The sequence below is a fragment of the Paenibacillus sp. RS8 genome, from assembly GCF_041956825.1.
Lineage (GTDB): Bacteria > Bacillota > Bacilli > Paenibacillales > Paenibacillaceae > Paenibacillus_AQ.
Map to the genome: position 1 here is coordinate 1,038,326 of NZ_CP168131.1, position 22,917 is coordinate 1,061,242.

Here is a 22,917-nt window from a genome sequence, read left to right on the forward strand (position 1 = left end):
GTATCACAGAAACTGGTAAACAATGATCAGGACATGACAATACTAGATTCCTAATTATACCTAAGTATTATACAATGTGCCTCAAGTCACGTAAAGCTAATTTTTCCATTTTGTTAAATTGGCTTTACCACCGGTTAATTTCAACTGCCTGTGTAAATGACTCTACACCTTAAACGCAGAAGATTTGGAAAAGTTGCGGTTTCTCAAAAAAAATATTTTCTTTTTTTGTTTTCCGGTACAATCCCAATAGAAGATACATATGTATGTTCTACTAACTATTGTTAATCATGGGTTGCCACGGAAAATAGTATACCATAGTCGTTTTCTAAACGTCATTATGCAATATTTACTAAGTATCATTAACACTAGTGCCATTTATTTAAACATTCCTACAAAATTTGAGTATAAAGGGGCGAAAAGACCTGATTACTCACATTCACCGTAGGCTGTTTATATGGCGGCTCCCCTTCTGAGCTTCAGCTCTTAAAGCTATAACCTAAAAACCTTCGCTTATAGGTTCGATCAAACATATCCTTTCTTGGTTAGCCTCCTGGTTCATTGCTTTGATGATTCGTAAGCTGATGGCTACTACTTACCGTCACCACTCGGAGATCCGCTCTATAGATAGCATCATGCTGAACGCAACAAAAAAGCGCCGTTGCCGGCGCTTGCTTCTATTACAGTAGGGTCTAACGAATCTTCATAGATAACTGGATCAATTCCTGACGCTTTTCAGGACTTGAGTTTACATTGTCGTACATTGCATCAATAGCTGCGCGATTCTCGCGGTAGCTCTTTTCATGCTTAATTGTAGTATGAGACCATTCGATCAGAGCGTTCTCAGCAACGACAAGCTCATTGTAAGAATCATGGAATCCTGTAGCTTGCACAAGCTCCTCCATAACCTCCTGTGTAATCTCCTGTAGTGCCCGCTTAGCCGCAATTTCCTTTTCTAACACTTTTGCTCTATTCTCAAACATATTCTTGGCTTTCATGTAATCCAACTGTGCTTTTGCTAAAATCGGTTTCATGGTTGGCTTTCACCTTTCAGAAAATAATATTTTCTACGTTATTGTATCGTAAATCTAAGAAGAATACAAAATATATGTCTTTGGTAATTGCTCTCATTACATTAAAACACCGGTCTGCGAATATTTTTTCGCAGGCCGGTGAACATTTTTTTTGCTTTAGTTAAAGTTCTTCGGGAAGATGCTTGTACTCTTTTGCAAGAGTGCAACTGTAATCTTTCCAGCCTCCGCTCTAGTCAATTTACCCTTTGGATTAAAGTTATATACGGGTTTCTTCTGTCCTGTAACCGTCACGGCGCTTCCTTCCATAATCTTAGCTTTGGACACAGCTTCAATGGCAGGGCGTGAATAGAAATCCATATTACTCGTATCAACAAACGATTTACTTAAGGTTGCCAAGAGTTTACTGTCATTCAAAGACATCTTCAGCTTCAGTGCCCTAGCGATCATTACCGCCGCTTGTTCACGTGTTAAAGCTTGGTCAGGTCCAAAGAAGCCGTCACTTAGTCCTGTAACAATACCTGCCCTAGCAGCAGTCTCAATATGTTTGAAATCCCAGGTAGCCGAAACCGCTTGTGGCACAATATCGAAGAAAGTTTGCTTATTGGCATCATAGTTTAAAGGAATACTCAGAGATTTCACCAGTAATGTAGCGAATTCTCCACGTGTTGTTAAATCATCTGCGCCGAATGCATCTGCACGAAGATTAGTCATGAAACCTTTAGAATACAATCCATTCATAATATTTCTACCCCATGGGTGATTCGTAATATCAACAAAACCACGACGTAGCTTCATAACAGTGTAGTAACCAAACTCATCAAATGGAACTGTGATGGTGTGCTTCTTCGTATCTACTTCTCCACCTATGTTTTCCCATTTCCCAGCATCGGTATAGCGGAATACTGTTATTGTCGACCCCACTTCATCCACAATGCTGGAGTTAAAAGTAAGCGTCAATTCACCACGTTGGGAAGGTACAATTTTACGAGTTTGACTGTACTGCGTAAAATACCCCGTCTTCCCGCTAGCGTCCACAAAATGTGGAGTAACGCCATTGGTTTCAATATTAACACCGTCTTCTCCTAAACCACCACTGAGCCAGTAGATATCAGATACTCTTGAAAAATTATTTGTAGAGACGGTTGATGTGAAGCGCAAAGCGAGATCCTGCGGGATCACAAGTTGGCCTCCTCCGCCTTCTGTTCTGTCATCGCTGCCAGTGACGTTAATTATATTACCGTAGTCATTCTTTCGTTCAACGACACCGTCAGCGGGGTCAGCGATACCAAACAATAATTTTGTATTAGGATAATATTTCGCAGCACCAGAGCTCGTAAATCCCTTCATAATTGTCCCTTTAGGGAAATTCAATTCCAGGGCTTTATTGAAAACACTATACTTCGTAGCTACCTTCTCCGCCATATACTGCGTGTCGATCTGTACCGCACTGGCATAATAGACATCTATAGTATCGCTAATTGTAGAGTTAGCACGGACGATTTGTATCTTAATTGGCGTGGATTTGTCTGCCTTCAAACCTACATAATCATAGGTAAAACGATCTTGATTCGGAAAATCTGTGCGTTTTTTGGCTTCATCTTTACCAATAATTACTTTAGTCGCGCCTTCTGCTTCAATATCGAAACGAACAAAGTTCTTGTTAACAACGATTTGTTTACCTACAGTTGGTACAGGTGAGAGAAGACGATATGGAGCCACCTCTCGTACTACCTCTAGACGCTGTGTAGTTCTTGCCCCTGTCTTATTAATAAGCTCAAGTGTATAAACTTGACTTCCTGGAGCATCAAATTTAATGTCACGTAATCGTAAGATAAAGTTCTTAGCGCTTCCGATGTACTCATAGTACAGGCCATTTGCAGCCAACTCATCAGGATAACGTTTTGGACCAATAGGACCTTCAGGATTGTCTGTTAGGAGCTTATCTTGTCCTGTTGAAGTAAATACCAGAGTCGAACCCTGATATAGATTTAACGTCGAAGCTCCGCTTCCTTGTAGCACCAAGTCAAATTTATCTTTGCTTGTTGTATATTTCTCATCCTTATAAATAACTTCAGATGGCAATGCAAGAATTGCATTACGCTCTACTTCATTAGTAAGAGTTGTCGATGTAAAAGGTAGACGATTATCCCCTAAGGTTGGGTGGAACTGCTTCACCCCAGATATATTGGTATCAATGATGTAAAGTTTCAGTTCTTTTTTAATAATCCGCTGATTTCCTGTACTATCTTTAGAGACCCCTGTAAACACGATTTTATTCTCACCGTACACCAAGGGACCCGACTGGCTAATTCCTAAGTTGAAATTGAAGGTCGTCTTGTCGCTAGTTGAACCATTTTTCACTACACCAAGTGCAAATTTATTTACAATAACTGCACCCGCTGAATTTTTAGTATCAGGTAATTGATTACTATCAATACCATTAATCTGTACTTGTGCACTCTCGATATTCTCAAATCCAATATATTCACCATTAACATTTAGAGTTCTATCGATACTTGAATCGAATTCGTAGGTTTGTCCGTCCTGCAGATTACTTACATAAATATAGTTTTTAGATACATATGAAATATCAGCATTATAATAAGACTCCGATCCTGTGTATCGGAACTGTACTTTCTGCTGACCGTTAGAGAAACCCGTAATTTTATAAACGTATTCGTTTGTACCAGTAACCGCCTCAGGAACAGGAGATATACTTAACGGTTTATTACTCAAAGGTAAATAGTTAGCAGTTAAAACAGCTGAAGTTGCTTTATTTGTTTTTGCCAAAATATAAAAGGTATCACTCTCCAACTGTTGACCATTTAGTGGCAGTTTTGAAATGTTTGTAAGAGCTCCTGAGCCTGTATATCCAGGAAGATAGTACATTTCTGTTATAACAGTCTCATCTTTTAAGAATTTATAAGAATAGATATGAGAACTACTATGGGTGCCATAATCAACGGACAGCTTAAAGTCATTTACACCTGGGAGAATATCTAGATTAGTATCAGTCGTAAATTTAACCAATTTGTACGTTGGAGTAACGCCATCAGGACCAGGAATAGTTAATTCCTCTTCCACGCTTTTTATCGTAACAACTTTTTCAGTACTGGCAGTACCTTTATTAAGAGTTAGTACAGCACTTGTTTTGAATGGAGCTACGTTGTAAGGCACCAATATTTGTCCTGTAAAACCTGCAACACTAGGACTAAGATCAGCAGTTAATGTAGGTATTTTATCATTTAGAATATTATAATCTACAGAATTATGATTGATGTTCAAAGAAGCAAACGGTTGATCCTTATCAAAGAAATAAACCGATCTGTCTATGGTTATAGAATCCGAGGCATTTTGAATCACAATTTTTAGAGTACTTAAACCCGGATTCAAATTTAAAGCAGGTGTAAAAAATGTTCCATCTTCCAACAAGGAGGTCTGTAATGCAGTCCCGCCATTCACGGAGACACTTACTTTCGTTGCATTCGCTACTTTACCTTGAAGAGTAACTGTAGATACCGGCACAACAACCTGTGTTCCTTCGTTTAAATTAAGCGCAGAAGGTCCACCCAATACTTTTAATTCTGTTACATAAGGCACTTGATCATATAGCACATAGAAGGATTCTGAACGTTGAAGATTACCTTGCATACCAGAGAAAGTAATCTTATTAAAGCCTGTATACAAAACAAGACCAGACGCTACAAAGCGATTGTCCGGACTATTGTTATCTGTTGTAACTGTTCCTGTAGTCAAGCGAGTCGAATCCGTTACCCATTTTTTGCTTGAGCTATCCTGAGTAAGCTGCTCAACAGTAACCTTCATTGTTGATGAAGTTACCTGTGAGTAAGTTCCTGTAATTGAAAAGGTAGGATTGCTTATTTTGTAAACACTAGAACGACTAATTAGCCCCTCTGGATTTGGAGTTGCTGTTGTTGGCACCACATCTTGCTTCAACAAAACGGTATTACGTAATGTGAGATCATCCGGACTGAAGAAAGTCGTAGAGCTCGTGGTAGCCGCTGCCGCTATCGGCGTGTATTTACCTGGGAACATAGAAACGATCAAAGCCGCCAGCATCAGCCAAACGAACGGTCTCTTAAAGCGTTGCATGTGTTATATCTCTCCTTTGAGTATAAGTTCTCGTAAACCTTCACTTTGTTCTTTATCGGTCATAAGTAGTGATATTTTTAGGGAAAATAACAAAAAACTCATCCGAAATCGAATGAGTTTTGTTAGATATAGAAAATTTTAGAATAATTGCTTAGTCGCTTAGGACTTAGAGCCTCTTTCCGGATCAGCCTTCATACGCATTCTTAGAAAGAAATCAATCAGCGGACGTTTAGTCTTGCCGATCAAACCTGTGATTTCGGCACCAATCTGCAGGAAGAATAGCATGATGCAGATGACCACGAACGTAACCCAGTTCGCTTCATATAGAGCTGCTGATGATTGAATGACAGCTAGGATACCGAAAAATGCAGCAATACCATAAATAATAAGTACAGTCTGACGGTGGCTGAAGCCAAGCTCGCGAAGACAGTGATGCAAATGCCCTTTATCTGGCGCGAAGATTGGTTTCTTCTGCAGCTTACGTCGCACGATCGCAAAGAACGTGTCCGACAAAGGTACACCGATAATAAGCAAAGGTGTAATAAATGAAACTACAGCAATCTGTTTAAATCCTAGCAAGGCTAGTAAAGCTAAGCAAAAGCCTAAGAAAAGCGAACCCGTATCTCCCATGAAAATCTTAGCGGGATGGAAGTTAAAGAACAGGAATCCAATAATGCTACCGAGAAGCAACAGACACAACATTGCAACCATGGTGTTTCCCATTACGAAAGCCATTGCCGCAATCGTAGCAATAGCAATTCCTGATACACCAGCCGCAAGCCCGTCCAGCCCGTCAATCAGATTAACGGCATTGGTAACACCGACAATCCAGAAAATCGTAAGCGGGATAGCAATCCAGCTCTCCAGTGAGGAATACGTATTGTTAAATGGAATATTCACAAAATCTACAGTAATACCAAAGCCGAAAACAACGATACATGCTGCGATAATTTGGCCCAGTAGCTTCACTTTTGCTGATAATTCAAATCGGTCATCAAGTGCCCCGATAAGTACAATCAGTCCGCCGCCACACAGCAGCGCTTTAATGAAGTTGACCTCCCGCGGAGTGAACTCGTATGGAATAATCGGCAATACGGCAAGCAGGCCTAACACAAACGCTAGAAAAATAGCTAATCCGCCAAGGCGGGGCATTATTTTCGTGTGCACTTTACGAGCATTCGGCACATCTGTTGCACCAATCTTAATGGCGAATTTCTTCACCAAAGGTGTGAGGCCAAGTGCGAGTCCCATGCATACGATAAATCCAGCGATGTATATGATTAACATTTGATCAGTCGACCCCCATTTCTCTACCGCATTGAATTATACGCTGTTACAAAAACAAATTCCAATCCTTTATTTAGGCTATTTATCTGATTTTCTAGGTGAATATCGGCATTTTACTAGACTTTTGTTACTTTATCTTTCTCACGCACCACTTTTAATGCGAATTTCGGCAGTGCAAGCATTCGTTTGTACCGAGTAGGCTCTTTTAGGAGGCGGTACAACCATTCTATTCTCATTTTTTGGAAGGCTTTTGGTGCCCTTTTACTCTTTCCAGAAATCACGTCAAAGCTGCCGCCGACCCCCATCATGATAGGAACACCCAGTTTGGATTTATATTTAGCAATCCATGGTTCCTGACTATCCGCACCTCTGGCAACAAATAGTAAGTCAGGATTAACCTTAACAATTCCAGCAACAATTTCTTCATCTGCTTCCGGACCAAAATATCCGTCGTGATATCCTGCAATAATAACACCCGGATATTGCAATTGTAACCTTTCAGCGGTTTCCCGAATCACTTCAGGCGTAGAACCAAGGAGATATACCTTCCAACTATATCTTTCACCCTGTCGCATCAATTCATGTAACAGATCATAACCTGCTACCCGTTCTGATACCGGCTCATTACAATAATTAGCAGCCCAAACAACGCCCGTCCCATCGGGGACAACCAATTCAGCCGATTTCATAATATCCATATAAGCTGGATCTTCCAGTGCAGCCATAACCATAATCGGATTTGCTGTAATCACTTGATGCGGGATACGGGTATGAACAGCCTCCGTCAAATAGGCAACTGTTGCTGCCATATCAACTTTCGAGACTCTAATCCCAAAAATAGGAACTGTAGGTACCGCGCTTTCTGCTTTCACTTTAGATCATCCTTTATGGTGAAAATATTCTACAATTTGCCGAGCTGGTGCCCCTGCTTCTTGAATCAACTTGGAAATGACATCTTTCCGTTCTGTTTTCCATTCCTGACCTGTGTTCAAAAGATGGACAATCTCGGCAGCAACATGTTCAGCATCAAGTGCGTTTGTTGCTCCAACAGGATGGCACTGGATTCTTTCCAGAAAATGATCGATCTTCGGATCATAAGAAATACCTATCAGTGGAACACGTCTTCCAGCCGCGTATATCAAGCTATGAAGTCGCATACCGATCAGAACATCGCATTCTCCCACTTCCCGTAGCATCTGTTGTGGGTGAATAGCATCCTCACAAATACTGACCTGCCCACCATGTTCGGTTATACTTCCCTTCAGCTTATCCATCAGATAACGTGAAGCCTCATTGTCCGATGGGGTGTGAAAAGGGAGGAATCGCAAATGTAACGGAACCTCACGGTTGGCCTTAATCAAGCCTTGTGCAAGAGCCTCCAGTTCTCTGCGGTCTTGCTCCCAAAAACGTACCGATATCCCAATCACCGGAAGTGAATCAGATAATTCTAAAGATCGTGTAGCAACATCCGTGTCCTCTGGCAAAGACAAGCCCATTACCGGATCGGGAACAACTTCTATGTTCTTCTGCTCTAGTCCCATAGATAGGAGAAGTTCGCGGGATTGTTCATCCCGCACAGATATATAGTTACATTTGCGAAACACGGATTTGATTAACGGGTGAAAAAGTTTGCGATTCACAGGTCCGATACCTTGAGCATAGATAAAAGTTGGTCTACCCATCCACTGCGCAAGCTTAATAATACCTAAATAGTAAGGAATACTCTTACTGCCTGTTACATCCTGCAGCAAGCTGCCCCCGCCACTGATCAGACCAGCGCTCTCATAAATAGCTTGGCGGACTTCAACAAGCTTCATCCGGTGTACGGATTTCACTCCATATGTGGCGCTTGTCCACTCAGGATCAATGGATAGCACGATAGGCTCAATGGATATACCCAAAGCTTGAGACTGTTTCTGCAGTGCAATCAGTATAGACTGCAATACCGCCTCATCTCCACTGTTACGAAAACCATAGTAACCAGAGATAACTATCTTTTTAGGAGTGGCGACCATCGTTTCCAACACCCTTCTGCAATCTGCCATACGATTACGGCAATTATACCAATGATCAGTCCGAGACCAAGACCGAGCAATCCGCGAACCAGCGAGATCAGAACAGGTGAATGAATATGTGCAAAGGTATCCACCATGGAGAGCTGACCGATTACGGCAATAATCATAATAAATGCTGCACTCCGGTATCTAAAGGCTAGGAATGCACCCAAAATTAAGAGTGGGTGAGCCAGTAAAAATTCTTTGTTACGTGGCCGGACACCGACCGTATTCTCTAGGAATGTACGGAAGGCCATTTCTAAAGGTGTTACGTTGCCACCATTTCCAGTTCGGCTCAAATAATACATCCCCACTACCCCAAGAACCGCAGCGGCAATAACCCAAGCCAGTGTAATAGGTGTCCGAAGCAGCTTGCCTGTTTTGTTGAAAACAAACTCTCCACGGTATAAAAGTACATATAGTGCCACAAGGCCGATAGGTGCCATGTGCAGTAGACTAACACCACGGAACTGGTCCAGCACTAAACTGTAGGTTATGTTGTTGAGCAGTGCAATCACGAATGGCACAGCACTCAACGAAATTAATGAGGTCTTCAGATAAAGCACCAGACTATGCGTGAACCGACGTTGCGGACTCATAGCCTTATAGGTAAGGTTATTGCCCCGTAGAGGAGGCCCCATTTCATTGACCTTACGAATGGCAAGTACAACCGCAAGAGTTGGTGCACTTATCGCGGCCGCTAGCGCCAGTGCCTGCTCAAACAGCTCTGGTTTCAAGACCAGCAGGCCTGCACTTCCCAGTAATCCTAGCACCCATGCTGGGATCGTAAGCCAAGGAATAAAGTAAGAAATCAGCAGCGCCACTAACGAGACTGCGCCAACTACTGCAACTAGCTTGAAGTAACGCTGATAAGACGAATCTACAACCTCAAAAGCCGTAGCTTGTCCTAACTTAAACCCATTGTCTTTGATCTGCTCAACGGCACCACCAGGATCACTAAGACTCGTGACAAGGTTGTCCAGCGTATCTGTTATCTGTGCCTTAGCTGTATTCCGTGAAGGAATCGTATTTAAATAAATCATGCGGATATTACGATCCTTTGTTGCCAAAGCGAAACGATCCGAGATCACTTTTGGATCTAAGGCAGAATCACCTTCACTAAGGGAATATAACCGTGTTACGTTATAGTCCAGCAAATAAGCAAGCTTGTTAAAGCCCTTCTGCTGTTTCTTAATATTTTCAATCGCTGCAATTCCGATTCCACGTTCTTTAAGGAGGTTTGCAAAGTCAGTGATACTGCCAGTATCGGCATCATCATTAAACCCTTTAACGGACTCTCCTTCGAATAGGATTCGTTTTACACCCAATTCTTCATAACGATCCAACAGCTTCTCAACTGTTGCTTTATTATAAGTCAAAGAATCCACAAGACGCGGTACAATGGTGAACCCTTTGTCATGCAGCATCTCCAGTGTAAATGGATCTGGCTGAAGTGGCTTCAGTGTAGCATCTTCTATTGGAGTCTCAATAATAAGACCTTGTTGTCCGCGGAAACTCCATTCCTTTGAAGTAATCCCAAGATTACCGAATGCTTCTTTAATAACAGGCGCCAGAGCCTGGTAGTAATCAGGATTAGTAAAAAGAACATAAGTATAATTCTCATTCTCCGGAATGATTGTATCCGTAAGATTAGCGATATCAGCCGCACCCCACATCATTAGACGACGCGCCTTACGGTAATCTTCCAGTGTGCTTTCGTAAATCGCCATGCTCTGAACACCAGCATCTTTTAGGCGATCTAACTGTTCAGAAATATAATTCTGCGGATTTGCACGATAGCTGGCGACTTCAACTAAATCACGATAATCAAATACAAATTCCACTGTCTTGGAAGACTTCTCCGTCTGCAGACGGTCATAGACAACAGGCAGGGCAGCTAAAACGCCAACCACAACTATAATCCACAGCCACTTTCGGGAAGAAATATTCCAACGTTGCCATTTTTGCTGCACCAAAAGTACCTCCTCTTTCACTTTAAAACTCTTTTTACAAAAGTAGAAACGGATCGTCATCCTTTTAGAGACGGTACCCGTTTCTACGTAAAAAATATAATTTCACAATATAGAATGCGCTCTATATTCTTATTTTATTGTTCCCCGTCAACACGGGCCATAACCTGTTTGGATAGTGTAGCTACCTTGTCTTTAGCATTCTGCAAGGATTCACCCACAACCGCAAAATAAACTTTAATCTTTGGTTCGGTACCGGAAGGACGCAGGCAGAACCATGAACCGTCAGCGAGCAAATATTTCAATACATTTTCCTTCGGCAGACCATTCAAGCCTAGTGAATAATCCAGCACTTCTGTAACGGCAGATCCGGCAATTTCTTGTGGCGCATTCGTACGCCAATCATTCATAATACCTTGAATTTGCGCAACGCCATCCTTGCCCTTTAAGGTACGGGACTCCAGGCTTTCCAAGAAGTATCCGAACTGCTCATACAATTCCTGAAGAACATCATATAATGTTTTGCCTTGAGCTTTGTAATAAGCACCTGCTTCAGCGATCAACATAGCCGCAAGAACGGCGTCCTTATCACGAGCATAGTTACCTGCAAGATAACCATAGCTTTCTTCATAACCGAAAAGATATGTGTAATCTCCGGATTGTTCGAATTGAGTCATTTTTTCGCCAATATATTTGAAGCCCGTTAGCGTATTAAATACAGTTGCACCATAATGAGAAGCTACAGCAGCCCCCATCTCGCTCGTCACGATAGTCTTCACAACTGCACCATTGCTAGGCAACTTACCTTGTTCCTGTAAACGGCTCAAATAATAATGAATCATCAGAGCTCCAGATTGATTGCCCGACAAAACAACAAATTTACCTTCATTGTCGCGAACCACTGCACCCATACGGTCTGCATCGGGATCCGTACCAATTAAGAGATCCGCATTCAACTCTTCGCCCAGCTTCATAGCCAGTGTAAAGGCTTCGCGCTCCTCTGGGTTCGGCGATTTCACAGTAGAAAATTCGGAATCTGGTTGCTCTTGCTCAGGTACTACATGCACCTGTGTGAACCCAATTTTCTCAAGCACACGACGAACTGGCAGATTACCAGTACCATGTAGCGGGGTGTATACGATTTTGAAGTCTTTTCCAAGCGTGGAGGCAATCTCTTCACTTGCAAGACTAACCGCAGCGACAGTATCGGTAAACGCTTCGTCATCCTTCTCACCAAGCCAGTGCAGCAAACCTTGGCGCTCCGCTTCTTCTTGGGAAATCCGTTTCACACCATCAAAAGTGTCAACCCCTAATATGTAAGAAATGACCTTTTCGGCTTCGTCAGGAACAAGCTGTCCCCCTTCAGAATTATAAACTTTATACCCGTTATATTCTGGCGGATTATGACTTGCAGTAATAACAATACCACCCGTTGCCTTCAAATGACGCACGCTGAACGAGAGTTGCGGTGTTGAACGCAGAGAAGTGAATAAATGAGCCTCAATGCCATTAGCAGCCAATACTAGAGCAGCCTCAAGCGTGAATTCTGGCGAGAATCGACGGGAGTCATGAGCGATAACAACAGAAGGTCTTCCCTCTCCAGTATGCTTTTCCAGAATATAATTAGCGAAACCTTGTGTAGCTCTACCTACCGTATAACGATTGATACGATTACTACCCGCACCAATTACACCGCGTAGACCACCTGTACCAAATTCTAGATCTCTATAAAATCGTTCCTCAAGCTCCTGCGGTTCGTTCTCCAGCGCACGCAACTCCGCCTTCGTAGCCTCATCGACAGAGGCGTTCTCCAGCCAGCGAGATAAGGTTTCTGCCGCTTTTGGGCTTAATTGAGTCATTTAGAATCTCTCCTTCTCCATGTATAATATATTTTCGCTAATTAATATTAGCTCAGAGCAAACATAATTTCCCCAGAGGCAACAACTTTTCCTTCAACCGATGCAGTAGCTTGTCCTTTTCCAATACTGCCCTTAAGACGGGTAATCTCCACTTCAAGAGTGAGCGTATCTCCCGGTACGACTTGACCACGGAAACGGAATCCATCCAGCCCAGCTAAAAATCCAATTCGGCCGCGATTCGCTTCTACCCCCAGAATAGCAACTGCACCAACTTGGGCAAGCGCTTCTGTAATCAATACACCCGGCATTACCGGATAACCTGGAAAATGACCTGCGAAGAAAGGTTCATTGATCGTTACATTTTTGATGCCTACAGCTCGTTTACCCATTTCAATCTCTGTGATTTTGTCCACCAGCAGAAATGGAGGCCGATGGGGGATGATTTCTTGAATTTGGTTAATATCCAACATTATAACAAAACTCCTTTCGGATGTTACTTCATTTATTCTTCGCCGAACTGCATAAATTTAGGCAGCTTCGGTAAAAACTATAACTATCCTTCACCACCTGCAGAAGTGGAGGTTAAGATAAGGGGCTTTCTCCACCGGATGCGACAGCATGGCGGAGAGGGCCCTTTTTGCTGCCCGTGGCCCCCCACCATTATACATTTATCCGTATAAAAAAGAAAACTCCCTTATACAACAAGGGAGTCATTATCCTCTTTAATTATGGAGCAAAAACCAAATCATATACATGTCTCCATGTGCTCCATTGTAGAACATCGCTAAACTCTTTTTTGCCAAGGACGACGTAACCGACGACCAGCCCGCCTCCAAGTGCAGCTACGAGAAGCAAAGGAATAAGAATCCACTGGATGAGTGTCCATTTTGATAATCCTCGCTGCTTCGTCTCTTTCTTGGCTTCGGGTTTGTCTTCCGACTTCACCTTTTTCTTACGTTCCATTCCTTCACCTCTACCCGCGCATGTTATTGGCCAGACCTAGCATCTGATCACTGGAAGAAAGCGCCCGAGCTGCGAGTTGATACGTACGTTGAATCTGCATCATTTCTGTCATTTCTGTGGTCATGTCGACATTCGACTGCTCCAGCCACCCTGAGCGCACTCCAATTCCAGAAGCCTCACCTGCCGCTCTTTGAACAAAAGCCTGCTGTGCTGTTACTCCATCGGCAAGCATATAGAAATTTCCGTCCACTGCCTTTAAAGCATTCTGTGTCTTAGGTTCTACAATCATTATAGTACCCGCTACCTGAACAGGTCCATTCTCAGTCTGTTTCGTTAATACACGACCAGATTCATCGATAGCCGCATTCACGCCCACAGGAACCGTTAAAGGATTACCTGCTGTATTCAGTACCGGATTCCCCGTATTATCTACAAGGACCATCTTCGTTGCATCAGTGGTGTCCGGAGTAAAGTGAAAGTCACCTTGTCGTGTATAAGCTGTAGTTCCATTGACCTGAACTCCAAAAAGCCCATTACCCTGAATCGCCAAATCGGTTGGATTACCGGTTTCTTTAAGAGGTCCTTCTTCCCAATTGGTCGTAATCGAAGGCACATAAGTCCCAAAACCGATATTAAAACCCAGCGGTGTAGCGCGGCCCGGCTGATCATAGTCATCTGATTGCTGCTGTACACGAGTCAGCACATCCTCAAAGGAGCCTTGCTTGCTCTTATAGCCATTTGTATCCATATTGGCTAGATTATCCGCTATAATATCAAGCCGCTTCTGAAGGCTGGACATGGAGACTGCTGCACTAATCGTTGAGTTGTTCATAGATCAAACCTCCTATAAGCTTTACCTGTAAAGCTCAGTTCATAAGTAGTGCTATACCCTGCCGACTTCAGTTACAGCCTTTTGCAAGCTGCTATCATAATATTGAACGATCTTTTGGTTTGCTTCATAAGCCCGGTATGCAGCATTCAAATCTACAGTAACCTGGGTAGGGTCAACATTAGAGCCCTCTAAGTATCCTTGACGCACCTGCAAGTTATCAGTTGCATTGGAGTAACGAATGTCCGCCGCCGCTATATCATCAGCGTGAAACACACCTTTACCATCACGCACAAGCTCCTGCGGCTTTGTAACTACACTCACACCAATTTTGGTCCCTGTCGGAAGTCCTGTTTCTGGATTTAGTACATTCCCCTGCCCGTCCACTTTAAGGGTGTCCTGATTTCCTGTCAAGACAAGAGGCTTGCCAGTGGAATCAAGAACCTTGAAACCTCCACTGCTCAATACTTCTCCCGTAGCTGCATTGACTGAGAAACTTCCATTTCGGGTAAATAAGTTATTGCCTTCAGCATCCTGTACTGTAAAGAAAGCCTGTGGACGGTAAATAACCTCACCATCAGGGCTTACATATTTCCCCGAACCATCAAAAGATATATTCTGACCCGTCACAGGGTCCGTGACTTGCAAATCCGTAGATAAAGCAAAATCCATAGACTTGCCGCTCTCTCTTAAATCACCCTGTAAGTATTGGGATATCGACTGTTCTGCAAAAACCCCCGTGTTAAGGCGCCCAACCGGCGTGGTATTGCCATTACTCATAGCCGAGATCAAGACATCCGGAAAAGCATGATTAACACTATCAACCTGCTTATATCCCGTTGTATTTAAGTTAGCAATGTTCTGTGTTGCCGTATCGTGTCTACGTTGCTGCGCAACCATACCTGCAGCGGCCGTATATAATCCTCTTATCATGAAGGTAGTCTCCTTCCGAATCTAATGCTACCTTTTATATCGGCTGCTTAGAACTTTTTCTTAACGACCTTGTCCAAATTGTCCAGCATAATCCCTGTTCCCTTTACTACACAATGCATAGGGTCTTCCGCAACCCAGACAGGTACATGTAATTCTTCTGAGAGCAGCTCGTCCAATCCGTTAAGCAAAGCACCTCCACCAGTAAGAACAACACCCCGGTCAATGATGTCCGCAGACAATTCTGGTGGTGTACGCTCCAGTACCGATTTAGCTGCAGCCACAATGGAAGAAACCGGATCCCACAACGCTTCCTTTACCTCACCAGCCGTAATAGTGAGCGTCTGGGGAAGTCCGCTTACCATGTCCCGGCCGCGAATATCCATTTCGGACTTCATCAAACCAGGTCGAACCGTACCAATAGTAACCTTAATATCCTCTGCTGTCCGTTCACCGATCAACAATTTATACTTTTGTTTAATATATCTTAAAATGGCCTCGTCGAACTTGTCTCCAGCGACTTTAATCGAAGAAGCGGTAACGACGTCGCCCATAGAAAGTACGGCTACATCCGTCGTTCCGCCACCGATATCGACGACCATATTTCCACTTGGTTGATAAATGTCCATTCCCGCTCCAATCGCAGCGGCCTTTGGCTCTTCCTCCATAAACACTTCCTTAGCCCCGCTACGTTCTGCCGCTTCCCTTATGGACTTCTGTTCCACAGATGTAATATTTGTAGGGGCGCATATCAGAATGCGAGGCCGTGAGTACCAGGTACGACCGCCAACACGGTCAATAAAATACTTCAGCATCATTTCCGTGATTTCAAAATCCGCAATGACACCATCCCGTAAAGGACGGATAGTTGTTATATTTCCAGGTGTACGTCCAACCATGCGACGTGCCTGTTCTCCCACCGCAAGGACTCTCTTCGTATCACTTTCAAGTGTGACCACGGAAGGTTCATCCAGAACGACTCCCCTTCCCTTAACATGTATGAGCACATTGGCCGTGCCGAGGTCGATTCCGATATCCTTGCTAAACATAATGAAAGAGCCCCCAAAGTGTTATTTTAATTGAAAAAACAGCAGTTAGTACTAAATTTAAAAATAACATACTTTAGGGGAAGTACACAATGTTTTAAAGCTGAATATTTCCTTAAATTTCCGAAAATCTCATGGCTTTGATGCTACAGCAACCTCACGTTTTTTCCCCGTCGTTTTTTTATATTTAATTTTTGTGGCTTCTCCCCCCCGAAGATGTCGGATGGATTTGTGATATTCAAGAATGTTCTTCACCTGATCAGCCAGATCAGGGTTGATCTCTGGCAGACGCTCAGTCAAGTCTTTGTGCACCGTGCTCTTTGAAACGCCAAATTCCTTGGCTATGGTCCGGACCGTATGCCTGGTTTCCACGATGCAGCGTCCGATTTTGATCGTACGTTCCTTGATGTAATCGTGCACGCTCCCGCCTCCCAACTGTGGATAGTTTGGTACATTATATGAGGGGCGGGCTTATATATTCGCGCTTTCAAGACATGACAAGCCTGGGAGGGCTCATTTTATTTAATGGACAACCTAAGAAGCCTTGTTATTCGCAAGCCGGAACGTTATTAGTCCTTTAGAACATGCAGCCGTTTCTCGCAGAAAATAAGGCTCTTTATAAGCATGTTGCTTAAGAAGAGCCTTGTTCACAAAAAAATAGGGGGCTTTCGCCCCCCGCTATAGCTATTCTTATCGCCCTGGCAATAACTCAGATGGATTAACTACGTTACCATCCTTATACACTTCAAAGTGTACATGATTACCGAGGTTCTTCTCGAGTTCACTGCGACCTGCTGTTGCAAGAGTATCGCCTTGTTTCACAACATCGCCTTTTTTAACTTTCGTGTCGCCAAGACTTTGGTACACGGTCTTCATGTTACCTTGATGAGTAATCTCAATTACCTTACCTAATACCGCAACATCTTCCACTCTAGTTACTTCACCGCTAAGCGCTGCTTTAACGTCGAATGTGTTGTTGTCTTCACGGGCAAGATCAATACCAACATTAGGAATAAATTTGTCGTTATACTGCACCATGGCGGCAACGTGATTGTCCTCTGTACCATTCTCATCATAGTACGGCTTGACCACTTCTACTTCCCCTGGATTGGCTACTGGCCAAGCCAAGCTTTCCGCTGAAGCAAGAACTTCAAGGGCATCTGGATTACTGTTAGCAGTACCAGCTTCGTTAGTCGAAGCTCCTACTTGCTGTGTTGTGGCGGCGGTGTCCAGCGGCTTTTGGCCGGCATCCTGATAGACCCACACCAAGGTTAGTATAATTGCCGCTGCCGCCGTGTAGACTGCTGGGAACACCCAACGTTTAGATAACATCTTGCTCCATGAAGAAGGTTTAGCACCTGAATCTCCCTGCGATTTTTTGAGAGATTCATCATGGTTTGTTTTGTTTTTGTCTTGTTCATTCATATGGTTATCACCTCAGTAACCAGTGTTACCGGGCTTCTATCTTTTATACGTATCTTTCAAGTTATTTTTTCAGAAGAGTTGAGATTTGCGTAAAAGAGATACCACTGTAATAGTGTTTGAGAATTTGAGTAGCCGTTCCGCCTTCCTTTGCCATTCCATTTGCTCCCCACTGACTCATTCCCACACCATGCCCATTTCCGAAGGTAGTTATAAAGATTTTGTTCCCTTTTCGACCCCAACTGAATTGACTGGAACGTAACCCTAGCTTCTCTCTTACTTCTCTTCCAGTAAAAATAGTACCGCCGATAGAGATTTCTTTAACCCGATGTCCAGTGGTAAGAGACAACACTTCTACCGGCAATTCAGAAGAAGTAGATATCTTCTTAGTTGGGACTGAATGGGTCATTTCTTTGGAAGCAGGGATTACGCTGTCGTTTAACCCAAGTCTAGTAAGTATTTCCGAAATGGTAAAGGTCGTTGTCACTGCATAGTTTGGCGTAATCTCTTTCTCCCAAGGACTCGTCACACTGCGCAGATAGGGAATTGCCGCATTCCAGTATTCTTCCGAGTTCTCCGTATATCCTCCACTGGAGGCGAAAAAGGAGGCCGTAATCGGCTGCCCTTTATAGGTCATAATGACACCGCGCGTCTCAAGGACCGCGCGCTGAAGCTTAGCGAGATCGGCGCTTCTTCCGCCGAGCTTCCACTCCCGTTCCAGCGTGTCCTTAGATACGTAAGCCTGATGGCTTACCGTATCGGTTACATCCGCCCCCGGAACGGGGACGCCGCTCCTGTCGCCAGCCAGTAGGCGGCGAAGGATAAAGGTGCGGGCCGCTACGGCCTGCGCTTTGAGCGCTTCAAGCTCAAAGCTGGCCGGCATCTCGGCCGCAAGCACGCCGCTGACGTAGTCCTCCAGCGGCAATGTCTCTATTTGTCCGCTACGCGACAAATAGACGGAGACCTTCGGCTGCGGCGCTTCCTGCGCAGCCGCCTCCGGCCCTGCGGGTGCGGCCGGTGCGGCCGTGACCGCCGGCAGAGCCGGAGGCGTCGGTTGTCCCCGGTGCAGCGGGACAACCACCAGTGGAATCAGCAGCGCCGCCAGGATAGGCGCTGCGAACCAGGCGACGGGACCAAGTCGCCTGAGCCGGGGACCAAGGGGACGCGAGTGCCAGCGCGTTGACTTGTTACGTCGCAAGTAGTGGAAATCTTTCATCTCTATGGCTCCTTCCGTGAGTCACTGTTGATTCTTATAGATATGAATTTACAGCACCTACTAGAACAACATTTAAGAGAAAGAGAGTAGCATTCTCGTATCTATCACTATGCCCCGTGTTTGAGAAATACAAACGAAAAAAATCCCCATTAGATGAGGATTTAGAGATACATTCTTAACATTAAAAAAGATCAGGCCGCATCACTGCAGCCTGATCTCACCTAATGACTGATATTATACCCAAGTTGCTTGAACCTGAAAGCGAGGTTTAACTTCTTCGCTTTTATTCGATTCACTCTTGGCGACTTCTGGTTTAAGAGTTTCATCCTTCACTGTTTGTACAGCTGTGTCTTCCATGGAAATACGCCAAATTTCCGCACCTAGTCCAGACAGCTTCTCAGCCAAATGTACGTATCCGCGGTCAATATGATGAGTTCCACTTACCTCAGTAGTACCTTCAGCAACCAGACCTGCCAAAATAAGCGCAGCTCCCGCACGTAGATCCGTAGCACATACTTTGGCTCCGACCAATTGTGCATTACCTGTAACGATTGCTGAGCGACCTTCGATCTTAATCTCAGCATTCATGTTATGGAATTCGTCCACATGCATGAATCGGTTCTCGAATACAGTTTCCGTAACGACACTAGTACCTTCAGAGCGCAGCAATAATGCCATCATTTGTGACTGCATATCCGTTGGAAAGCCTGGATACGGCAAAGTCTTCAAATCAACAGCTTTAAGAGGTTTGTCACTAATTACACGAACCCCGTTCTCATCAGGAATGATGGTTACGCCCATCTCTTCCATTTTAGCAATAACAGGTCCCAAGTGATCAGCGATTGCGCCTTCCACATATACATCGCCACCTGTAATTGCTGCAGCAGCCATATAGGTGCCGGCTTCAATACGGTCAGGAATCACATGATGCTTAACGCCATGCAGGCGTTCAACACCTTCAATACGGATAACACCAGTTCCTGCACCGCGCACGATTCCACCCATGCCGTTCAAATAGTTGGCTAGGTCTACAATTTCAGGTTCTTTGGCCGCATTCTCAATCACGGTCACACCTTCGGCTAGTGTTGCAGCCATCATTATATTTTCGGTCGCACCCACGCTAGCTACATCCAAATACACTTTAGCTCCGCGCAGGCGACCGTTACTTTTCGCTTCAATGTAGCCCTGGCCGAGACTAATCTCCGCACCAAGCGCTTCAAATCCTTTCAAATGTTGATCTATCGGTCGTGTGCCAATGGCGCAGCCGCCAGGCAAAGAAATTCTTGTCTGACCAAGCCGAGATAACAGAGGTCCCATGACTAAAAAAGACGCCCGCATTTTTCGTACCCATTCATAAGGTGCTTCACAGGAAGTGATGTTTGTAGCATCCACCTGGATAATATCGTTTTGATATGTAACCCCTGCACCCAAAGATTCCAGCATTTTTGAGATCGTCATTACATCATCAAGCGGAGGTGCGTCCACAATGACGCTTACTCCTTCTTCTGCCAATAGAGAGGCGGCTATGATCGGTAATACGGAATTTTTTGCGCCGCTAACTTTCACGCTCCCGGTCAATCTGTTGCCACCGCGGACGATAAATTTGCTCATTTTCGGTTTCCCTCCGCGTCCATTATTTCTTAAATTATTTTTTAGATTAAAAGTAATTGCAAAAAAATTCGCATACTCCATCAATATGCCCTTTTAGCCGGGCATGTTCCTTAAAGTTCAGTGTTGACATAATAAAACCTTATTATTCGACACTTTTTGACCATTGCGACCTATGACACTTATAACCAAACTACATATTCCTAAAACATATAGCGGATCATCCCACTCCAGCTAAGGTAATCCAGAAAGAATCCTGCAACTAAACGACCAAGTACAATGGCCAGAAGCAAGTGCAGCAGCCTTCCCTGAGGACTCTTGGGATATCTTATGACCAAATCCAGCTTAAGGTTCTGCAATGCCCACCAAGATAATACAACACTGAGCAAAGAAACAATCATTGAGATCATGCTGCTGGTTCCAGCTGCACTAGACCATCCATTGGACAATATATCCCCCATGCTAACCCTCCGTGTTCGTATTACTCGGAAATCGACTCTTATATCATACTTGTGCAGGGCAAAAGAATCCAGTACTTTTACAAATTTTTAAACAATTCAATGCCAATATCCAAGAAAATGAAGAAATCTTAACCTTAAATACATAGATTACTATAATAAAAAAGCAGTCAAGCTTAGAGCTTGACCGCTAATAACCTACTGTTGTCCTTTACCAGTGGACACTTTAATCCGTGTAACAGCGCGTTGCAGCGCCAACTCCGCACGGCGGTGATCGATATCATCTTGTTTGCTACGAGTCTGGAGACGGCGTTGAGCCCGTTCTCTAGCGGCTTCGGCGCGCTCAACATCAATATCTGTTGGCAGCTCGGCACTTTCGGCCAGCACTGTTACCTTGTCCTTATGCACTTCAACGAACCCGCCATGAACGGCGATGGAAATCGTAACACCGTCCGATTTGACGGATAACGGAGCAACCTGAAGTGGAGTCACAAGCGGAATGTGTCCAGGCAAAATACCCAACTCGCCTTCGACTCCCCGTACTGTCAAGCTATTCACTTGTTTAGAATAGACGAGATGCTCCGGCGTGACAATTTCCAACAAAAAGGTATTCACTTCCATTCCTCCTTAAAGCTTTACGAAGTAAAGCTCTCATCGAAAGCATACACTTAGCTTTACAAAGTAAAGCTCGCTTCGAAAGCATTTCACTTAGCTCAGTGTTACATCGATTTCGCTTTTTCAACCGCTTCTTCGATTGTACCTACGAAAAGGAACGCTGCTTCTGGAAGATCATCATGCTTACCATCCAGAATCTCCTTAAAGCTACGTACAGTTTCTTTGATTGGCACGTATTTACCCTTGAAGCCGGTAAACTGTTCAGCTACGTGGAAAGGCTGCGACAGGAACCGCTCAACTTTACGAGCACGGGCTACGATAACCTTATCATCCTCACTCAATTCATCCATACCCAAGATGGCAATGATGTCCTGAAGTTCGGTATAACGTTGCAGCAATTGTTTAACACCTTGTGCCACATTATAGTGCTCTTCACCAACAATTTCCGGAGCTAGCAAACGCGAGCTGGAAGCCAGTGGATCAACCGCTGGGAAAATCCCCTTCTCGGAAATCTTACGCTCAAGGTTAGTTGTTGCATCCAAGTGAGCAAACGCCGTTGCCGGAGCAGGGTCAGTGTAGTCATCCGCTGGTACGTAGATGGCTTGAATGGAAGTAACGGAGCCTTTTTTGGTAGAAGTGATACGCTCTTGCAACTGACCCATTTCAGTAGCCAGGGTTGGTTGGTAACCTACCGCGGACGGCATACGTCCGAGAAGAGCGGATACTTCGGAACCCGCTTGGGTAAAGCGGAATATATTATCGATAAAGAGCAGCGTATCGCGGCCTTCTACATCACGGAAATATTCCGCCATAGTAAGACCGGTCAAAGCTACGCGCAGACGCGCGCCTGGCGGCTCATTCATTTGTCCGAACACCATTGCTGTTTTCTTAATAACGCCGGAGTCCGTCATTTCGTGATAAAGGTCATTACCTTCACGAGTACGTTCACCCACACCCGCGAATACGGAAATACCACCGTGTTCTTGGGCAATGTTATTAATCAATTCTTGAATCGTTACCGTTTTACCTACACCGGCACCGCCGAACAGACCAACTTTACCGCCTTTAGCGTAAGGTGCGAGCAAGTCGATAACTTTAATACCCGTTTCCAAAATTTCGGCTTGTGTTGACAATTCATCAAATGTCGGAGCCAAACGGTGAATCGGGTTCTTTATTTCGGAAACAACTTCACCAGCGTTATCAATTGGATTTCCAAGTACGTTAAATACCCGGCCTAATGTCGCTTCCCCTACAGGAACCGAAATAGGACCACCTTGGTCAATCGCATCCAGTCCACGAACCAGACCATCTGTAGAAGACATCGCGATACAACGTACCAAATTGTCTCCCAAGTGATTGGAAACCTCAAGTGTTAGGTTAATCTGGCGACCATTGTCCAAGACGGTTTCAATTTTGATAGCGTTGAATATCTCGGGCAACTGGCCGCGTTCAAATTCAATATCGACAACCGGACCCATAATGCTTACAACGCGTCCTTTGTTCATCTTCATTTCCC

General features: G+C 44.3%; 19 protein-coding genes. All 19 read right to left on the bottom strand.

The window, feature by feature from the left end; translation table 11 throughout:
* Window positions 1-689: 689 nt before the first annotated feature.
* Window positions 690-1,031 carry a hypothetical protein gene (locus tag ACDZ28_RS05960; protein ID WP_042131350.1) on the bottom strand — a complete coding sequence of 114 codons (342 nt, stop codon included), beginning with the start codon at window positions 1,029-1,031 and terminating at the stop codon, window positions 690-692.
* 156 nt (window positions 1,032-1,187) lie between these two features.
* Window positions 1,188-5,144: an S-layer homology domain-containing protein gene (locus ACDZ28_RS05965; RefSeq protein ID WP_375104210.1), complete on the bottom strand. Its 3,957-nt coding sequence runs from the start codon at window positions 5,142-5,144 to the stop codon at window positions 1,188-1,190.
* Between the two features lie 159 nt (window positions 5,145-5,303).
* Window positions 5,304-6,431 carry a glycosyltransferase family 4 protein gene (locus tag ACDZ28_RS05970; protein WP_042131352.1) on the bottom strand — a complete coding sequence of 376 codons (1,128 nt, stop codon included), beginning with the start codon at window positions 6,429-6,431 and terminating at the stop codon, window positions 5,304-5,306.
* A gap of 116 nt (window positions 6,432-6,547) precedes the next feature.
* On the bottom strand, window positions 6,548-7,303 hold the full coding sequence (locus ACDZ28_RS05975; protein WP_042131353.1) for a WecB/TagA/CpsF family glycosyltransferase: 756 nt from the start codon (window positions 7,301-7,303) through the stop codon (window positions 6,548-6,550).
* A 6-nt stretch (window positions 7,304-7,309) separates the two neighbouring features.
* Entirely contained in the window at window positions 7,310-8,446 is a 1,137-nt protein-coding gene (gene csaB / locus ACDZ28_RS05980; RefSeq protein WP_375105311.1) for a polysaccharide pyruvyl transferase CsaB, read from the bottom strand.
* The gene (locus ACDZ28_RS05985) at window positions 8,422-10,458 is read right to left on the bottom strand and encodes a DUF5693 family protein (protein WP_076119046.1); all 2,037 of its coding nucleotides are present in this window, start codon (window positions 10,456-10,458) and stop codon (window positions 8,422-8,424) included. Before ACDZ28_RS05985 ends, csaB begins: the two co-directional genes overlap by 25 nt.
* 134 nt (window positions 10,459-10,592) lie before the next feature.
* Window positions 10,593-12,314, bottom strand: a complete 1,722-nt coding sequence (locus ACDZ28_RS05990; RefSeq protein ID WP_375104211.1) for a phospho-sugar mutase — start codon at window positions 12,312-12,314, stop codon at window positions 10,593-10,595.
* Window positions 12,315-12,361: 47 nt separating this feature from the next.
* A complete protein-coding gene (fabZ, locus tag ACDZ28_RS05995) occupies window positions 12,362-12,784 on the bottom strand; it encodes a 3-hydroxyacyl-ACP dehydratase FabZ (RefSeq protein WP_042192447.1) in 423 nt (140 codons plus the stop codon).
* Between the two features lie 256 nt (window positions 12,785-13,040).
* On the bottom strand, window positions 13,041-13,277 hold the full coding sequence (locus ACDZ28_RS06000) for a DNA-directed RNA polymerase subunit beta (protein ID WP_375104212.1): 237 nt from the start codon (window positions 13,275-13,277) through the stop codon (window positions 13,041-13,043).
* Between the two features lie 10 nt (window positions 13,278-13,287).
* A complete protein-coding gene (locus ACDZ28_RS06005; RefSeq protein WP_375104213.1) occupies window positions 13,288-14,109 on the bottom strand; it encodes a flagellar hook-basal body protein in 822 nt (273 codons plus the stop codon).
* Between the two features lie 51 nt (window positions 14,110-14,160).
* On the bottom strand, window positions 14,161-15,039 hold the full coding sequence (locus ACDZ28_RS06010; protein WP_375104214.1) for a flagellar hook-basal body protein: 879 nt from the start codon (window positions 15,037-15,039) through the stop codon (window positions 14,161-14,163).
* 47 nt (window positions 15,040-15,086) lie between these two features.
* Entirely contained in the window at window positions 15,087-16,085 is a 999-nt protein-coding gene (locus ACDZ28_RS06015) for a rod shape-determining protein (RefSeq protein ID WP_042131361.1), read from the bottom strand.
* 129 nt (window positions 16,086-16,214) lie between these two features.
* Window positions 16,215-16,502, bottom strand: coding sequence for a sporulation transcriptional regulator SpoIIID (gene spoIIID, locus ACDZ28_RS06020; protein WP_375104215.1), 288 nt, complete (start codon window positions 16,500-16,502; stop codon window positions 16,215-16,217).
* 270 nt (window positions 16,503-16,772) lie between these two features.
* Window positions 16,773-17,507, bottom strand: coding sequence for a M23 family metallopeptidase (locus ACDZ28_RS06025; RefSeq protein WP_042131362.1), 735 nt, complete (start codon window positions 17,505-17,507; stop codon window positions 16,773-16,775).
* A gap of 61 nt (window positions 17,508-17,568) precedes the next feature.
* Complete coding sequence (gene spoIID / locus ACDZ28_RS06030; protein ID WP_375104216.1) at window positions 17,569-18,720, bottom strand: stage II sporulation protein D; 1,152 nt, start codon at window positions 18,718-18,720, stop codon at window positions 17,569-17,571.
* Between the two features lie 234 nt (window positions 18,721-18,954).
* Complete coding sequence (gene murA / locus ACDZ28_RS06035; RefSeq protein ID WP_076119185.1) at window positions 18,955-20,331, bottom strand: UDP-N-acetylglucosamine 1-carboxyvinyltransferase; 1,377 nt, start codon at window positions 20,329-20,331, stop codon at window positions 18,955-18,957.
* A 200-nt stretch (window positions 20,332-20,531) separates the two neighbouring features.
* Window positions 20,532-20,789: a DUF1146 family protein gene (locus ACDZ28_RS06040; RefSeq protein ID WP_042131364.1), complete on the bottom strand. Its 258-nt coding sequence runs from the start codon at window positions 20,787-20,789 to the stop codon at window positions 20,532-20,534.
* 195 nt (window positions 20,790-20,984) lie between these two features.
* Window positions 20,985-21,401 carry a F0F1 ATP synthase subunit epsilon gene (locus ACDZ28_RS06045; RefSeq protein ID WP_042131365.1) on the bottom strand — a complete coding sequence of 139 codons (417 nt, stop codon included), beginning with the start codon at window positions 21,399-21,401 and terminating at the stop codon, window positions 20,985-20,987.
* 104 nt (window positions 21,402-21,505) lie between these two features.
* Window positions 21,506-22,906 carry a F0F1 ATP synthase subunit beta gene (gene atpD / locus ACDZ28_RS06050; RefSeq protein ID WP_042131367.1) on the bottom strand — a complete coding sequence of 467 codons (1,401 nt, stop codon included), beginning with the start codon at window positions 22,904-22,906 and terminating at the stop codon, window positions 21,506-21,508.
* Window positions 22,907-22,917: the final 11 nt, after the last annotated feature.